Origin of the sequence: Enterobacter dykesii, from assembly GCF_008364625.2 — a bacterium.
GTDB classification, from domain to species: Bacteria; Pseudomonadota; Gammaproteobacteria; order Enterobacterales; family Enterobacteriaceae; genus Enterobacter; species Enterobacter dykesii.
In genome coordinates this window covers 2,790,151-2,806,197 of sequence record NZ_CP126604.1, presented here as the reverse complement: position 1 = coordinate 2,806,197, position 16,047 = coordinate 2,790,151, and the positions used below count along the sequence as shown (strand labels likewise).

Annotated in this window: 17 protein-coding genes and 3 tRNA genes; 10 read left to right on the top strand and 10 right to left on the bottom strand. The window is 53.2% G+C overall.

What is annotated here, in order from left to right; all coding sequences use genetic code 11:
- Nucleotides 1–20 precede the first annotated feature (20 nt).
- The 3 genes from tcyL (at nt 21) to sdiA (ending at nt 2,382) form a co-directional block, all read left to right on the top strand.
- Nucleotides 21–689, top strand: coding sequence for a cystine ABC transporter permease (gene tcyL, locus F0320_RS13490; protein WP_014884380.1), 669 nt, complete (start codon nt 21–23; stop codon nt 687–689).
- Entirely contained in the window at nt 686–1,438 is a 753-nt protein-coding gene (tcyN, locus tag F0320_RS13485; RefSeq protein WP_047652372.1) for an L-cystine ABC transporter ATP-binding protein TcyN, read from the top strand. Before tcyL ends, tcyN begins: the two co-directional genes overlap by 4 nt.
- Nucleotides 1,439–1,659: 221 nt before the next feature.
- Nucleotides 1,660–2,382, top strand: coding sequence for a transcriptional regulator SdiA (sdiA, locus tag F0320_RS13480; protein ID WP_047652371.1), 723 nt, complete (start codon nt 1,660–1,662; stop codon nt 2,380–2,382).
- 66 nt (nt 2,383–2,448) lie between these two features.
- Here the strand turns inward: sdiA and F0320_RS13475 are convergent, their stop codons facing one another.
- Nucleotides 2,449–2,673 (bottom strand): DUF2594 family protein, encoded by a 225-nt coding sequence (locus tag F0320_RS13475; protein ID WP_008500345.1) that lies wholly within the window; start codon nt 2,671–2,673, stop codon nt 2,449–2,451.
- Nucleotides 2,674–2,698: 25 nt separating this feature from the next.
- Complete coding sequence (locus F0320_RS21815) at nt 2,699–2,752, bottom strand: hypothetical protein (RefSeq protein ID WP_418885776.1); 54 nt, start codon at nt 2,750–2,752, stop codon at nt 2,699–2,701.
- A 387-nt stretch (nt 2,753–3,139) separates the two neighbouring features.
- Between F0320_RS21815 and uvrY the strand changes: the two genes are divergently transcribed.
- The 6 genes from uvrY (at nt 3,140) to F0320_RS13445 (ending at nt 6,677) form a co-directional block, all read left to right on the top strand.
- Nucleotides 3,140–3,796 carry a UvrY/SirA/GacA family response regulator transcription factor gene (uvrY, locus tag F0320_RS13470; RefSeq protein WP_013096026.1) on the top strand — a complete coding sequence of 219 codons (657 nt, stop codon included), beginning with the start codon at nt 3,140–3,142 and terminating at the stop codon, nt 3,794–3,796.
- A complete protein-coding gene (gene uvrC / locus F0320_RS13465; protein ID WP_126330206.1) occupies nt 3,793–5,625 on the top strand; it encodes an excinuclease ABC subunit UvrC in 1,833 nt (610 codons plus the stop codon). The genes uvrY and uvrC overlap by 4 nt, the downstream gene beginning before the upstream one ends.
- A gap of 56 nt (nt 5,626–5,681) precedes the next feature.
- Nucleotides 5,682–6,230, top strand: coding sequence for a CDP-diacylglycerol--glycerol-3-phosphate 3-phosphatidyltransferase (gene pgsA, locus F0320_RS13460; RefSeq protein ID WP_008500348.1), 549 nt, complete (start codon nt 5,682–5,684; stop codon nt 6,228–6,230).
- Between the two features lie 152 nt (nt 6,231–6,382).
- Nucleotides 6,383–6,458 (top strand) — tRNA-Gly (locus F0320_RS13455).
- Nucleotides 6,459–6,504: 46 nt separating this feature from the next.
- Nucleotides 6,505–6,578, top strand: a tRNA-Cys gene (locus F0320_RS13450).
- 12 nt (nt 6,579–6,590) lie between these two features.
- Nucleotides 6,591–6,677, top strand: a tRNA-Leu gene (locus tag F0320_RS13445).
- Between the two features lie 283 nt (nt 6,678–6,960).
- Here F0320_RS13445 and F0320_RS13440 read toward each other — a convergent pair.
- The 6 genes from F0320_RS13440 to F0320_RS13415 all read right to left on the bottom strand — a co-directional run bounded on the left by F0320_RS13440 (nt 6,961) and on the right by F0320_RS13415 (nt 12,795).
- Nucleotides 6,961–7,422 (bottom strand): OB-fold protein, encoded by a 462-nt coding sequence (locus F0320_RS13440; RefSeq protein ID WP_064672744.1) that lies wholly within the window; start codon nt 7,420–7,422, stop codon nt 6,961–6,963.
- Between the two features lie 366 nt (nt 7,423–7,788).
- A complete protein-coding gene (locus F0320_RS13435) occupies nt 7,789–8,505 on the bottom strand; it encodes an ABC transporter ATP-binding protein (RefSeq protein ID WP_047741683.1) in 717 nt (238 codons plus the stop codon).
- Entirely contained in the window at nt 8,502–9,377 is an 876-nt protein-coding gene (locus tag F0320_RS13430) for an ATP-binding cassette domain-containing protein (RefSeq protein WP_126330204.1), read from the bottom strand. The genes F0320_RS13435 and F0320_RS13430 overlap by 4 nt, the downstream gene beginning before the upstream one ends.
- Nucleotides 9,374–10,648, bottom strand: a complete 1,275-nt coding sequence (gene livM, locus F0320_RS13425; RefSeq protein ID WP_126330307.1) for a high-affinity branched-chain amino acid ABC transporter permease LivM — start codon at nt 10,646–10,648, stop codon at nt 9,374–9,376. Before livM ends, F0320_RS13430 begins: the two co-directional genes overlap by 4 nt.
- Before the next feature lie 11 nt (nt 10,649–10,659).
- Nucleotides 10,660–11,574 (bottom strand): ABC transporter permease subunit, encoded by a 915-nt coding sequence (locus tag F0320_RS13420; RefSeq protein WP_023312278.1) that lies wholly within the window; start codon nt 11,572–11,574, stop codon nt 10,660–10,662.
- Between the two features lie 99 nt (nt 11,575–11,673).
- Nucleotides 11,674–12,795, bottom strand: coding sequence for a branched-chain amino acid ABC transporter substrate-binding protein (locus F0320_RS13415; protein ID WP_033145885.1), 1,122 nt, complete (start codon nt 12,793–12,795; stop codon nt 11,674–11,676).
- Between the two features lie 425 nt (nt 12,796–13,220).
- Here F0320_RS13415 and F0320_RS13410 point away from each other — a divergent pair, with 425 nt between their 5' ends.
- A complete protein-coding gene (locus tag F0320_RS13410; RefSeq protein ID WP_126330202.1) occupies nt 13,221–13,889 on the top strand; it encodes a YecA family protein in 669 nt (222 codons plus the stop codon).
- Nucleotides 13,890–13,922: 33 nt separating this feature from the next.
- Here the strand turns inward: F0320_RS13410 and tyrP are convergent, their stop codons facing one another.
- Both tyrP and ftnA read right to left on the bottom strand, forming a co-directional pair.
- The gene (gene tyrP, locus F0320_RS13405; protein WP_126330200.1) at nt 13,923–15,134 is read right to left on the bottom strand and encodes a tyrosine transporter TyrP; all 1,212 of its coding nucleotides are present in this window, start codon (nt 15,132–15,134) and stop codon (nt 13,923–13,925) included.
- 250 nt (nt 15,135–15,384) lie between these two features.
- Nucleotides 15,385–15,882 carry a non-heme ferritin gene (gene ftnA, locus F0320_RS13400; protein ID WP_023336146.1) on the bottom strand — a complete coding sequence of 166 codons (498 nt, stop codon included), beginning with the start codon at nt 15,880–15,882 and terminating at the stop codon, nt 15,385–15,387.
- Nucleotides 15,883–16,047 lie beyond the last annotated feature (165 nt).

Below are 16,047 nucleotides of genomic sequence, written 5' to 3'. Positions count from 1 at the left end.
AATCAGGTCGAAAAATAATAATGCAAGAAAGTATTCAACTGGTTATTGATTCTCTGCCGTATCTGCTGAAAGGTGCGGTATTTACGTTACAGCTCAGCATCGGCGGGATGTTCTTCGGCCTGGTGCTGGGATTTGTGCTGGCATTAATGCGCATGTCACCCATCCTGCCGGTACGCTGGCTGGCGCGCTTTTATATCTCCGTATTTCGCGGCACGCCGCTTATCGCCCAGCTCTTTATGATCTACTACGGTTTGCCGCAGTTTGGTATCGAGCTGGATCCGATTCCCGCAGCGATGATTGGTCTGTCGCTCAATACCGCGGCGTACACCTCAGAAACCCTGCGAGCAGCGATCTCCTCCATTGACAAAGGGCAGTGGGAGGCGGCGGCCAGTATCGGGATGACGCCATGGCAGACGCTGCGTCGGGCCATTCTGCCTCAGGCGGCGCGCGTGGCTCTTCCACCGCTGAGTAACAGCTTCATTAGCCTGGTGAAAGATACGTCCCTGGCGGCAACGATTCAGGTACCGGAACTGTTCCGTCAGGCGCAGCTCATTACTTCGCGCACGCTTGAAGTCTTTACCATGTATCTGGCCGCCTCGCTGATTTACTGGGTGATGGCGACGGTGCTGTCTGCTCTGCAAAACTACTTCGAAAACCAGCTTAACCGCCAGGAGCGTGATCCAAAATGAGTGCTATCGACGTCAAAAACCTGGTGAAAAAATTCCACGGTCAAACGGTGCTCCACGGGATCGATCTTGAAGTCGAGCAGGGTGAAGTAGTGGCGATTATCGGACCGAGCGGTTCGGGAAAGACGACGCTGCTGCGTAGTATTAACCTGCTAGAACAGCCGGAAGGCGGCACCATTCGGGTAGGGGACATAACGATTGATACCGGGAAATCCATCAGTCAGCAGAAAGGGTTAATTCGCCGCCTGCGCCAGCATGTCGGCTTCGTTTTCCAGAACTTTAACCTCTTCCCGCACCGTACGGTGCTGGAGAACATCATCGAAGGACCGGTTATCGTTAAAGGTGAGCCAAAAGAGGAAGCGACTGCGCGGGCTCGTGAACTGCTCGCCAAAGTTGGGCTGGCGGGGAAAGAGACCAGCTATCCGCGCCGTCTGTCTGGCGGACAACAGCAGCGTGTGGCGATAGCGCGCGCGCTGGCTATGCGCCCTGACGTGATCCTTTTTGATGAACCGACCTCTGCGCTCGATCCTGAACTGGTGGGTGAGGTGCTGAACACCATTCGCCAGCTGGCGCAGGAAAAACGGACGATGGTGATCGTGACGCACGAAATGAGCTTTGCACGCGATGTTGCTGACAGAGCCATCTTCATGGATCAGGGGCGGATTGTGGAGCAGGGGCCGGCGAAAAGCCTGTTCGCTAACCCTCAACAGCCGCGAACCCGTCAGTTCCTTGAAAAATTCCTTATGCAGTAGCATTTTCGCACTAATTTGCTCCAGAAATTTAGGCTGGAGCAAATTATTCTCCCTTCGGGGGCTGTCGTTTGTTTTTTTATTCCATCCAGCTCGGAAAAACCTTATCAATAGCAAAGTTAATTGTGCTATTGCCGATATTTTGTAGTTAGAAAAAAGTTTTATGTGTTAGGTTATATTCACCATAATAATGATTATTTTTTCAGAGGCTTCATTTAGTAAGTATGAAGGATTCAGACTTTTTCACCTGGCGACGGGATTGCTCCCTCCGGTTTCAGGAATTGACCTGTGTCGACGAGGTATATCAGGAATTACAGCGACAAACTCAGACGCTTGAATTCGATTGTTACGCGCTCTGCGTGCGCCATCCCGTGCCGTTTACCCGGCCTAAGATCTCTGTGCATACCACTTATCCAAAGCAGTGGATGGCGCAATATCAATCCGCGAACTATTTCGCTATTGATCCCGTCTTAAAACCGGAGAATTTCATTCAGGGTCATTTACCCTGGACAGACGCATTATTCGCGGACGCGCAGGAATTATGGCACAGCGCGCAGGACCACGGTTTACGCGAGGGAATAACACAGTGTCTGATGTTGCCTAATCATGCGCTTGGCTTCCTGTCTGTTTCTCGTACTAGTGTACTGGAAGGGCCTTTTGCCCGTGAGGAAATAGAACTGCGGTTGCAAATGTTGGTGCAAATGGCCTTAACTTCTCTGGTGCGTTTTGAAGATGAGATGGTCATGCCACCCGAAATGAAATTCAGCAAACGCGAGCGCGAAATTCTGAAATGGACTGCGGAAGGGAAGACGTCAGCGGAAATAGCGATCATTCTCTCTATCTCTGAGAATACCGTTAACTTCCATCAGAAAAATATGCAGAAGAAATTCAATGCGCCTAACAAAACCCAGATTGCGTGTTACGCGGCGGCAACGGGGCTGATCTGACAGGATAATACGTTCTGCGTGACAGACGAGGGAACGGCTGAATGCACTGCATCCAGCCGTTTTTTGTTACTGGCGGTAGGCTTGTTTGATTTGCTTAACGGTGTTAGCAAATACCGCAGATTCAGCCTGGTCTTCCATCTCCGCGATTTGTTTTTCCATTTTAATGATCACACGACCGGCATCAGCCTGGCCCATCGCCTGCAGCATCAACGTTAGCAATGCTTTCAGGCAGTTTACTTCCTGTGCCAGTTCCTGGTTATTCTCCGCAGTGGCAAATTCAGGTGTGCTCATTTATTTTCCTCATTATTAAACGGCGCTAAAGCGCGACGACGAAAGTCAAGGCGGCGGAGTATACCACAAGCTGAAGCAAAAAATGCAGTGGTTGTTTTTTGTACTTTTACGTGGATGTTTAATTGCGTAAACAGAACGTACCGGTAAACTTAACCGCCGTTAAAGGCTATTAATTGTTTATGCCCGGCTCGCTTGCCGTTAATTATTGTTACAAAAATTTGAGATCTGTTTTTTTGCAGGAAAAGCCTGCAAGTTTTTTGTAACTTTTTGAATACAGATGCTTAAAAAAAGCTGCAAAAGCCCTGAATGCATGGTCTCTCTTTCCACGGACTGTACAGCCTAATTTCCAAAAACGAGAGCAAAATCGAATAGCCGGTTTTTTAACGTTTTAATCTTGCGAGGAAAACCGTTAATATAAACCAAATTATCACTCAGTAGCGTTATCCCTATTCTGGAGACATTTCCTTTGATCAACGTCCTTCTTGTTGATGACCACGAACTGGTGCGCGCAGGGATACGACGCATTCTTGAAGATATTAAAGGTATTAAAGTTGCCGGTGAAGCGTGCTGCGGCGAAGATGCGGTAAAATGGTGCCGCACAAACTCGGCCGATGTGGTACTGATGGATATGAACATGCCCGGTATCGGTGGTCTTGAAGCAACACGCAAAATCGCGCGTACCTTTGTTGATACCAAAGTCATCATGCTGACCGTGCATACCGAAAACCCACTGCCCGCGAAAGTGATGCAGGCGGGTGCAGCGGGCTACCTGAGTAAAGGTGCTGCGCCGCAGGAAGTCGTCAATGCAATCCGTTCCGTGTTTGCCGGACAGCGCTACATAGCTTCCGACATTGCCCAGCAGATGGCGCTGAGTCAGATCGAGCCCGAGAAAACCGAATCACCGTTTGCCAGTTTGTCCGAGCGTGAATTACAGATTATGCTGATGATCACCAAAGGTCAGAAGGTAAATGAGATCTCGGAACAGCTGAATCTTAGCCCGAAAACGGTGAACAGCTATCGTTACCGGATGTTCAGTAAACTGAACATTCATGGCGACGTTGAACTGACGCACCTGGCCATTCGGCACGGTTTGTGTAATGCGGAGACGTTGTTAAGTCAGTGAGTGATGTGTTCGATTCAAAAGCATTTCTGAAAACCGTAACCAGCCAGCCTGGCGTCTATCGCATGTATGACGCTGGCGGTACGGTTATCTACGTGGGGAAGGCAAAAGATCTTAAAAAACGCCTCTCCAGCTATTTTCGCAGTAACCTGGCCTCCCGTAAGACCGAAGCGCTGGTCTCACTCATTCAGAATATTGATGTCACCGTCACGCACACCGAGACAGAAGCGCTGCTGCTTGAGCACAATTATATTAAGCTCTACCAGCCTCGCTATAACGTCCTGTTGCGTGATGATAAATCCTACCCGTTTATTTTTCTGAGCGGCGACACCCATCCGCGCCTCGCCATGCACCGCGGTGCAAAACACGCTAAGGGCGAATACTTCGGGCCGTTCCCTAACGGCTATGCCGTGCGTGAAACGCTGGCGCTGCTGCAAAAAATCTTCCCGATCCGCCAGTGTGAAAACAGCGTTTACCGTAACCGCTCGCGCCCGTGCCTGCAGTACCAGATTGGACGCTGCCTGGGGCCCTGCGTGGAAGGGCTGGTAAGCGAAGAAGAGTATGCCCAGCAGGTGGATTATGTGCGCCTGTTCTTAGCCGGAAAAGACGATCAGGTCTTAACGCAGCTGATCGCGCGGATGGAAAAAGCCAGCGCCGCACTCGAGTTCGAAGAGGCCGCGCGTATCCGCGACCAAATCCAGGCGGTGCGCAGAGTCACTGAGAAACAGTTTGTCTCGAATACCGGTGACGATCTCGACGTCATCGGCGTAGCCTTTGACGCCGGGATGGCCTGCGTGCACGTGCTGTTTATTCGCCAGGGCAAAGTGCTCGGCAGCCGCAGCTATTTCCCGAAAGTGCCCGGCGGTACCGAACTGGGTGAAGTGGTGGAAACCTTTGTCGGCCAGTTCTATCTGCAGGGGAGCCAGATGCGCACGCTGCCTTCTGAGATCCTGCTCGATTTTAACCTTGACGATAAAACCCTGCTGGCCGATTCGCTCTCTGAACTGGCGGGCCGTCGGGTCAATGTACAGACCAAACCGCGCGGCGATCGTGCGCGTTATCTGAAGCTGGCACGAACCAACGCAGCGACGGCACTCACCACTAAGCTGTCGCAGCAGTCGACGGTGCACCAGCGCTTAGCGGCCCTGGCGGCGCTACTGAAGCTTCCGGAAGTGAAACGGATGGAGTGTTTCGACATCAGTCACACGATGGGGGAACAGACGGTGGCGTCTTGCGTGGTGTTTGATGCGAATGGCCCACTGCGCGCCGAGTATCGCCGCTATAACATCACCGGGATCACGCCGGGCGATGACTATGCGGCCATGAATCAGGTGCTGCGTCGTCGTTATGGTAAAGCCATAGAGGAGAGCAAAATCCCGGATGTGATCCTGATTGACGGCGGGAAAGGGCAGCTCGGCCAGGCGAAAGCGGTATTTGAATCGCTTGATGTCAGCTGGGACAAAAACCATCCGCTGCTGCTGGGTGTCGCAAAAGGGGCCGATCGTAAGGCCGGTCTGGAGACACTGTTCTTCGAGCCGGAAGGTGAGGGCTTCAGCCTGCCGCCGGACTCCCCGGCGCTGCACGTCATCCAGCATATTCGCGATGAATCACACGATCATGCCATCAGCGGTCACCGAAAAAAACGGGCGAAGGTGAAAAACACCAGTAGCCTGGAAACGATTGAAGGCGTGGGGCCAAAACGTCGCCAGATGCTGCTGAAATATATGGGCGGATTGCAAGGATTACTCAACGCCAGCATGGAGGAAATTGCAAAAGTGCCGGGTATTTCGCAAGGGCTGGCAGAAAAGATCTACTACTCGTTGAAACATTGAGGGCTCTGTAGCAACATAGAGCTAAATTTTACTGACAACAAATAGTTACCGTCACTATGCAATATAATATCCCTACGTTGCTCACTCTCTTTCGTGTTGTACTCATCCCGTTCTTTGTACTGGCATTTTACCTGCCGGTTGTCTGGGCACCCTTTGCCTGCGCGTTGATCTTCCTTATCGCAGCGGTAACAGACTGGTTTGATGGCTACCTGGCGCGCCGCTGGAATCAAAGCACCCGTTTCGGCGCCTTCCTCGATCCGGTGGCGGACAAAGTGATGGTCGCGATCGCCATGGTGCTGGTGGCCGAGCACTATCACACCTGGTGGGTGACGCTGCCTGCTGCAACCATGATCGGCCGCGAGATCATTATCTCTGCGCTGCGCGAGTGGATGGCGGAACTGGGGAAACGCAGCAGCGTGGCGGTCTCCTGGATTGGCAAAGTGAAAACGACGGCGCAGATGGCGGCGCTGGTCTGGATGCTCTGGCGTCCGAACGCCTGGGTTGAGTGGGCGGGGATTGGCCTCCTGTGGGTGGCGGCAGTGCTGACGTTGTGGTCAATGCTGCAATATTTGAACGCTGCGCGCGGGGATTTGCTTGATCAGTGATCGTTTCGCCGTAATTTTCAGCAAACGATCCGGGGATACAAAAAATAACGTTGACTCATAACGTCATATCAGTAGAATGCAACGCATCGAACGGCGGCACAGCAAGCCGGACGATAATGAAATCAAGTGGTTAGATGTTTACTTGATGACATGCGGGAATAGCTCAGTTGGTAGAGCACGACCTTGCCAAGGTCGGGGTCGCGAGTTCGAGTCTCGTTTCCCGCTCCAGATTAAAGACATGCGCAGTAGCGGGTGTCAGTTTGAAAAGTTTTACGGCGCGTTAGCAAAGCGGTTATGTAGCGGATTGCAAATCCGTCTAGTCCGGTTCGACTCCGGAACGCGCCTCCACTTTCTTCCCGAGCCCGGATGGTGGAATCGGTAGACACAAGGGATTTAAAATCCCTCGGCGTTCGCGCTGTGTGGGTTCAAGTCCCACTCCGGGTACCATGGGAAACAAAGAATAATCAAAGCAATAAGCAGTGTCGTATAAACCACCGAAAGGTGGTTTTTTATTTTCTGATTTCGCTCTCCGATTATTCCAGCTTTTCGCAAGTACAGCCAGGCGATTACATCATTGCGTCTACATATCTTTATGTTACCCCGATACTGCAACGCGATTGGCGTGTGGAATAAGGGTATTATATAAGCATATCAGGTATGGATAAGTGGCATGATGTTGGCGACAGGATGGATCGGGAGAATGGAATGGGAGGGCAACCCTCCCGATTCGTTATTTTGCGAATAAACAATCTCGTCCAGAAGGAGCACCCATTACTCGGATCATTTTTTTACAAATCACAGTGACCTGCTGTCCTTTTTTCATTGCTGCAGCAGTAGCCTTTTCTGAGTTTTCCATCTCCATTCGTGCAGGCATGAACTGGTTGTCTGTTTGTAAGCCGATGATAATTGAGTCTGTAAAATCTTTATCAATGGACTGAACAACCCCCTTGACTGCGATGAGCTTACCTTTCATGTTTTCATCGGTTGCAACTTCATTTTCTTCATAAGCTTTAAAAAGCTGCCTTGCGGAGGTTGTAAACACTTCTTTTTGCGGTACTGACTCTTGCGTATCCGCAACTGATGCAGAAGACGAAGTCGCGCCTGCTTCAGATTTGTCGTTTTTACCGACGATATATCCCAGAACCATCAAAGCAATAAAGATATAGAAAATCCATTTAATAAATTTCTTCATGTAATCACCTGTAAGCTAATAGTTTTGCTGTGTAAGTAATGTGAAGTTTTCACCTTATTACTTTATCGCATAAGGACGCTTATTGCCTATAAAAAGGATTTACGCGAGTAAATTATTTTATCCTTTTTCAAGGAAAGCATTGTTGTGATATCCCAAAAAGGAGAGCTTAAGACTGCTGACAAAGTATCTTTTTGCGTTCCTCCCGCTGGAGCTACGCTTGCTCGGGCCTACAATAAATAGTGCGATTTATTGATATAGTTTTGGCTTAGAGGAGAAGAAGCGCAGCGACACACGTCATGAAAGCCAGCTGAAACGCCGATGTTAAACAGTATAAAGGTGATTCGATGGCTCATGAACATCGTGTAGTCAAACCCCGCCCAAATACGCCTTCCTCACCTCCTGATTCCCCAGCAACTCTTCACCGCTGCCGCTCAGCCGGATCTGCCCGTTAACCATCACATATCCGCGGTCGGAAAGCTTCAGCGCGTGATGCGCATTCTGCTCCACCAGAAAGATGGTCATGCCGTTGCGGGCCAGCTCGCGCAGCGTCTGGAAGATCTGTTTCACCACTATCGGGGCTAAGCCCAGGCTGGGTTCATCCAGCAGCAGCAGCTTAGGACGGCTCATCAGCGCCCGGGCGATCGCCAGCATCTGCTGCTCCCCACCGGACATGGTCATCGCGCGTTGCTTGCGCCGCTCTTTAAGGCGAGGGAAGAGGTCAAACATGGTTTGCATATCTTCAGCCGCAAACTGGCTGCCGATGGGGATGGTCCCCATCAGCAGGTTCTCTTCAACGGTCATATCCGGGAAGATTCGTCTGCCTTCCGGCGCCTGCGCAATGCCGCCGGACGCGACGTAGTGGGTGGATTTATGGCTGATATCTTCACCACTAAACAGGATCTGCCCGCTGCGGATACGGGGCTGGCCGAAGATAGACATCAGCAATGTCGATTTGCCCGCGCCGTTTGCGCCGATCAGCGCCACGGTTTCACCCTTATTCACCTCGAGGGAGACCTGCTTCAGCGCCTGAATGACGCCGTAAAACACATCCACCTCGCGAAATGCCAGCAGCGGTTCGCTCATAGGGTGACCTCGCTTTCGTCCGTGCCCAGATAGGCGGCAATGACCTTTTCGTCATGTTGGATCTGCTCGGGTTTACCTCTGGCGATGACATCGCCGTGGTCGAGCACGATAATGTCGTCCGAAATTTCCATCACCATCCCCATATCATGCTCAATCAGTAATACCGTGATGTCATGATGATCCCGCAGAAAACGAATAATGCTGCTGAGCTTATGCGTTTCAACCGGGTTCAGCCCGGCGGCGGGTTCATCCAGACAGATCATTTCCGGCCCGGTGCACATTGCTCGCGCAATTTCCAGACGCCGCTGCTGGCCGTACGACATCTCTCCCGCCAGGCGATTGGCGCACTCCACCAGATCCACCACTTCCAGCCAGTAGAAGGCCCTGTCCAGGGCGTCGCTTTCCGCCCGCCGGTATGCCGGCGTATTTAAGATCCCGGCGAGCAGATTGCGGTTAACGCGCATATGCTGCGCAACCAGCAGGTTTTCCACGACCGACATCTCGCGAAAAAGACGGATATTTTGAAACGTGCGCGCCAGCCCTGCGCGGTTGACCAGATGCGTTCCGCCAAACATTTTGTAGAACAGACGCTGCCCGAACTGCGCGGGGTTAATCCAGTCACCCGGCTGGAATTTTTGTCCGAGCACCTGAATAACGTTTGTCGTTTTATGGCGGGTATCAAATAAAATGTTGCCGCCGGAGGCTCTGTAGAAGCCCGTCAGACAGTTGAACACGGTTGTTTTTCCCGCCCCGTTTGGCCCAATCAGGGCGGTAATTGAGCCGCGCTGCACGTCCAGGTTGACGTCGTTTAGCGCCTTAATCCCGCCGAAGTGCATCATCAGATGTTCAACGCGCAATATCGTTCCGTTCATGGCGCTACGCCCTTACGCACGGCAAACCCGCTGCGGTTAATGCGGATCAAACCGCGTGGACGCCAGATCATCATTACCACCATGAGCATGCCAAACAGCAGGACGCGGTACTCGGCAAAACTGCGCAGCAGTTCCGGCGTGACCGTGAGCACAAAGGCGGCAAGCACCACGCCTAGCGTAGAGCCCATACCGCCCAGCACCACAATGGCGAGGATCAGCGCCGATTCAAAGAAGGTAAAGGAGGTGGGATTCACGAACCCCTGATAGGTGGCGAAGAACACTCCGGCAATGCCCGCGGTCGAGGCGCCCAGCGTAAAGGCCGACAGCTTAACCAGAACATGATTTAACCCCATTGATCGGCACGCTATTTCGTCTTCACGCAGGGCTTCCCACGCCCGACCAATCGGCATCCGCGTCAGGCGGTGCTTGATATAGAGCACCAGCATCACCACCAGGAACAGTACCGCGTAGATAAAAATAAACTTCATGTTAGGGTTGTAGGTCAGGTGGAAAAATTCGTGGAAGGGCACGCCGCCTTCTTTCGCGCGTCGTCCAAATTCCAGGCCGAAAAAAGTGGGGGGAGGGGCCGAGACGCCGTTTGGGCCGCCGGTGAAGGTCAACCAGTTGTTCAGTATCAGGCGAATGATCTCCCCGAACCCGAGGGTGACGATGGCCAGATAGTCACCGTGCATGCGCAGTACCGGGAAGCCGAGCAGGGCGCCTGCGGCGGCGGCCATGATGGCCGCCAGCGGCAGCATGCTCCAGAAGCCTAAGCCGAGATACTGGTATCCCAGCGCCAGACCGTACGCGCCAATTGCGTAGAACGCGACATATCCCAGATCCAGCAGGCCGGCCAGACCCACGACGATATTCAGCCCCAGCCCGAGAAGCACGTAGATCAGCCCGAGAATGGCGACGGTCAGTACATATTTCGTTGCGACAAACGGAAAGCAAATCGCAAGAGCGATCACCAGAGGAATAATCCAGCGCATGCGGCTTTTATATTCCGGTGGCCGGACATATACGCCCGCGCTATCGGCTTCGAAGCGCGCCTGGAAACGGGCGCCCGCGGCGGTACCTAAAAAAGCGCTCAGCAGAAAACGCCCGAGCATGACGATGCCGACCATCCAGGCCAGTCGCTGCCCGGCGAAGTTAAAGCTGTATCCGTCCAGCACCACGCCCGCAATGGGGCCGAAAATAATCAGCGCAATCAGCCCGGAAAAAATCGCGTCCTGGATGCAGCGTTTAAGTGAAAAACCGTGTGATGTCATCATTCTCTCCCTCACACTTTGGCCACAATCGGGCGCCCAAGCAGCCCCTGTGGACGGAAAATAAGGATCATGACCAGCAGGCCGAATGAGAAGACGTCTTTATAGTCCGAATTCACCATGCCCGAGAACTGGGCTTCCGCCACGCCCAGGATAAGGCCACCGAGCATGGCGCCGGGGAGGGAACCGATGCCGCCGAGCACCGCTGCAGTAAAGGCTTTAATGCCGATCACGAACCCGACGTAAAAATCAAAGGTGCCGTAATTCATGGTGATCAACACCCCCGCCAGACCGGCCATCGCCGCGCCGATGACAAAGACCAGCGAAATAATCCGGTCGGTGTTAATCCCCAGAATGGAGGCCATCTTACGATCCTGCTGGACCGCGCGGCACATCCGGCCCAGCCGGGTATGGTTGATAATCCAGGTGAGTACCAGCATGCCGGCAAACGAGGCAACCAGGATAAACACTTTGGTGTAGGTTATCTGCACGAACCCGTCGCCCAGATGCAGGCGAATCACGCCGTCCAGCATGGTTGGCACCCCTTGCTGACGCGGACCCTGGCTCAGCTGCGCGTAGTTTTGCAGGATAAGCGACATCCCGATGGCGGAGATCAGCGGTGCCAGGCGCGTGGAGTTGCGCAGCGGCTTGTAGGCGATACGTTCGATGGTCCAGCCGTACACCCCGGTGACCACGATGGTGAACACCAGCGTCCCAAGGATCAGCAGCGGGAACGACTGCAGACCGAAGAACGAGAGCAGCGCCAGGCCGATGGCGCAGAGATAGGCGGAAATCATATACACTTCGCCGTGGGCGAAATTGATCATCCCAATAATGCCGTACACCATGGTGTAGCCGATAGCGATTAAACCGTAGACGGAGCCCAGCGTTAAACCATTGATTAACTGTTGCAGGAAGAATGTACTCATCTTAGCGCGCTCGTTTTATAGGCTGCGCGAGCCGCGCAGCCTGATGTTTATTACGCGCCGGCGGGCAAACCCGCCGACGTTGAGCGTGACTCCGTCCCGTTACTGCACTTCCTTATATTTTCCTTTGTCGTCCCACTGGTAAACCACGTAGTCAGACACTTTCAGATCGCCTTTGCTGTCCCAGGCTTTTTTGCCCATCACCGTGTCGACGGAATTGGCTTTCAGCCACTCGCTGGCTTTGGCAGAGTCCTTGCCGCCGGTGGCCTTGAAGGCCGCGGCTATGGCCTGGACGGAGGCATAGGAGTAAAGGGTGTAACCTTCCGGCTCGAATTTACCGGCGCGGAATTTCTCGATAACCGCTTTACCGTCCGGAATAAGGCGTGGATCTTTACCGAAGGTCATGTAAATGCCGTTGGTGTATTGCGGGCCACCCGCGGCGGTCACCATCTCCTCGTTGACAATACAGTCGCCGGAGAAGAATTTCGCCTGCACGCCCTGTTCACGCATCTGGCGAACCAGCGGGCCGGCTTCCGGGTGACAGCCACCGAAGAATACGACGTCCGGTTTTTGCGCGCCGATCTTGGTCACCAGCGCGTTAAAGTCTTTTTCACCGCGGGATAACCCCTCGTACATCACATCCTGAACCCCGCGCTTCGCCAGCGCCGCTTTGGTGGCGTCAGCCAGACCCTGACCATAGGTGTCTTTATCGTGAATGATGACCACGCGTTTGGCTTTTAGCTTGTCGATGATGAAGTCGCTGGCCACCTGACCCTGCTGGTCATCGCGGCCGCACATGCGGAACATGTCGCTCATGCCGCGTTCGGTGATCAGCGGGTTAGTCGAGCCTGGGGTGATGGCGATAATGCCCGCGTCGCTGTACACCTCGGAGGCGGGCATGGTGGAAGAGGAGCAGAAATGGCCGACCACGGCGTTGACTTTATCCTGGTCAACTAAACGGTTTGCGACGGCGACGGCCTGCTTGGGCTCGCAGGCGTCATCCCCCTGAACCAGTTTGATCTTCTCGCCGTTAATGCCGCCTGCGGCATTAATGTCTTCAGCGGCCTGCGTTGCGCCATGCCAGTACTGATCGCCATAGGTCGCATTGGGACCCGTAAACGGCCCGGCCACGCCAATCACAATATCTGCCCGGGCGGAAAACGCCGTCACCAGGCAACCGGCCAACACAAGAGAAAGAGGAGTTCTGATTAATTTCAGCGACATTATTATGTTCCTTAGCAAAGAGGTTTTTGCACCACGGCGTAAACCCGAACGCCCGACGGCGCAGCCAATCCGAAACACGAGCAAGAACAAAATGCACTAAACGAACAAGATACAGACGGCATCCTGCATATTACGGCGAGATTTCCCTGCACAGAGGCGCACGAAGAACGTTAAGCAAAAACGTTGCCAGAATGGTTAACCCATTGACGAGCTTGCGACATGTTTGAGTATAGAGCGCCGCGTTATGCCGCCTTAGGGGAGGAGAAGAAATTACAGCGGAGATCACATATCGTTAACAATAAAGCCCATAAGTTGTGCAAAGGTCACGATTTGCACGTTTTTGCAGCAATAAAGACCTAAACTTCAGCCCGGAGAGGCGTGAGATATGTGTTAGGATCGTTTCCTTTTTTGCAGGAGTATCAGCGATGACTGAAGGCCCATTGAATGAAAGCGAAATGGCGTGGCTTGAAGAGACGTTAATGTCTTACGGTCATGACGACGCGTCCGTGATTGACGTGTCCGAACTGGACGGCATGCTTACCGCAGTGCTTTCCGGTCCTGTTGTCGTTGAGCCAGATGCCTGGCTGGTGGCGGTGTGGGGTGGCGAGAAGTACATTCCGCGCTGGAAAAACGATCGTGAGATGAACCGTTTTATCGATCTCTGCTTTAAGCACATGAACGATATTGCCGAGCGCCTGAGCGAGTACCCGGATCAGTTTGAACCGATGTTCGGTTATAACGACGTGGACGGTGAGAGCTATACCGTGGTGGAAGAGTGGTGCTATGGCTATATGCGCGGCGTGGCGCTGACGGACTGGTCAACCTTGCCGGAAGCCCTGAAGGCCGATCTTGACGTGATTGCCCTGCACGGGACGGAAGAGAACAGCGAGAAGCTTGATGAACTGTCCGAAGAGGAGTACATCTCCAGCATCGAAAGCATCCAGCCTGCGGCGCTGCGCCTGTATAACTACTGGGTAAACAACCCGCAGCAGCCGGAAGCGAAGAAGCCGACGGTGAACGGCACGAAGGTCGGGCGTAACGATCCGTGTCCTTGCGGCAGCGGGAAGAAGTTTAAGAGCTGCTGTTTGCACTAATAAAAAAGGGGCTGATGATAGCCCCTTTTTTATTTATCCCACTTCCGGCAGCATCCCGGCTGCAATCAACACTTGCACCAGAATAATCACCACACCACAGCAAAACACCACGCACAGCAGCGGTTTTCCTCCCGCCACGCGATACCCTTGCTGAGGATGCTGCTGGCGGCTTTTCCACGCCAGCAGGGAAGGGAGCAGCAGGGCCAGGATAGAGAGCGCTACCCCCGCATACCCCAGCGCCATCACAAACCCGCGTGGATAAAACAGCGCAAAAGCGAGCGGCGGCAGGAAGGTGATGGCCCCCGTCTGCAACCGTCCGGCCGCGGTATTGCGACGCTGGAACAGGTCGGCCAGGTAATCAAACAGGCCGAGCGCCACGCCCAGGAACGAGGTTGCCAGCGCCAGGTCGGCAAACAGGTGTACCGCCAGCTCCACGTGCGGGGAGGTGACGACTTCGCGCAGCGCCAGTAAAAAACCGTTCAGGCCAGCATGTTGCGCCATCAGCCCAATAAAGGTTGAGGAGTCAATGCTGCCCAGCGTCACCAGCTGCCAGAAAATATAGGCGATCAGCGGAATGGCACTGCCGATAACAAAGACGCGGCGCAGCTTGCGGATATCGCCGTTCATATAGCTGACGATGCTCGGCACGCTGCCGTGGAAGCCAAACGAGGTGAAAATGACCGGGATCGCGGAAAGCGCCAGCCCTTTTTCCAGCGGCAGCGTCAGCAGGTTGACCTTGTGCACGTGCGGCGCCAGCAGCACCAGCATGATAATCAGGAAGAGAATTTTGGCGCTGAACAGAAAGCGGTTAAACAGATCGACCAGCGATGTCCCCACGCAGACCACGCCGCCGCCGATGAGCGCAAAGAAGATAGCGCCCGTCGCAGGGGTAATGTCAGAGCCAAACCAGTCGTTGACGCTGGAGGCGATGAGCTCTCCGGCACCGCTGATATAGGCGGCGGTCAGGGCGTACATCAGAAACATCATGCTAAAGCCGGTTATCCACTGGCCATAGCGTCCCAGATAGCGCGCCGCCAGCGAACCCAGACCGGTGTCGGCGGGCACGTGCTGGTAAACCTCAAGCAGCAGCAGGGCGGTGTAGCACATTAGTGCCCAAAGCGTGCCCAGCAGCAGCAGGGTCATGCCAAATCCCACGCCCGCGGCTGCCAGGGGCATTGCCAGCATTCCTGCGCCAATTGTCGTTCCGGCGACGATAAAAATACTTCCCAGGGTTCTGTTTTTCACGCTTTCCTCTACAACGCTTCTTAACCGCGACAAAATCTGCGGCGCAGAGTAAGGGAAAAGCCGTAACTCGTCAAATCACCGTTACAAGTAGTGTAATTAAAAGTTTACGCATTGCGCTGCCGGCAATTCTATCACGTGGGGCGACGCTCAGGCGTGACGTAAACAGGGCGTACAGGGAATAAAATGGGTATTTCGATGCGGGGAGGGAAGATAAATTAACGCGGTGCCGGAAACCGGCACCGCGTAGAAATTAATTTTGAGTATCTAGCGTGGAAAGTTCTTTATCAATAAAGTAAAGACCTTCGCCGGATTTACCTACCAGAGATAGTTTATCCAGCACAGATTTAAACAGCTTCTCTTCTTCGTGTTGTTCAGCGACGTACCACTGCAGGAAATTAAAGGTTGGATAATCCTGGCTGGTCATCGCCGCATGAACCAGTTCGTTAATTTTCTGCGTGATCAGCTGCTCGTGCTCGTAGGTGGCGCGGAACAGTTCATCGAGAGAATTATACTCAGCGAAAGGTGATGTCACGGTTTCAATGCGCGGCAGGCTGCCCGTATCCGTCAGATAATCAAACAGACGCTGCATGTGGGTCATCTCTTCCTGAGCGTGACGACGCAGAAACGCGGCCGCACCTTCGAAGCTGTGGTAGCTGCACCAGGCGCTCATCTGCTGGTAGAGGAGGGATGAAAAAAGCTCAAGGTTCATTTGCGCGTTGAGCTTGTCGATCATTTCAGTTTTCAGCATGGTGACGCTCCGGGTTATTATTTCTGGTTCACGATGAGCGACACTATAAGTTGTTATTTAATTATTTGCAAAACGTAAAATTTTTATTTTATTTATTTAAAATACGAATGGGAATAAAACGCATTGGCGATTTTTATAATTTATTAATGAGAATTGTTTTTGTTC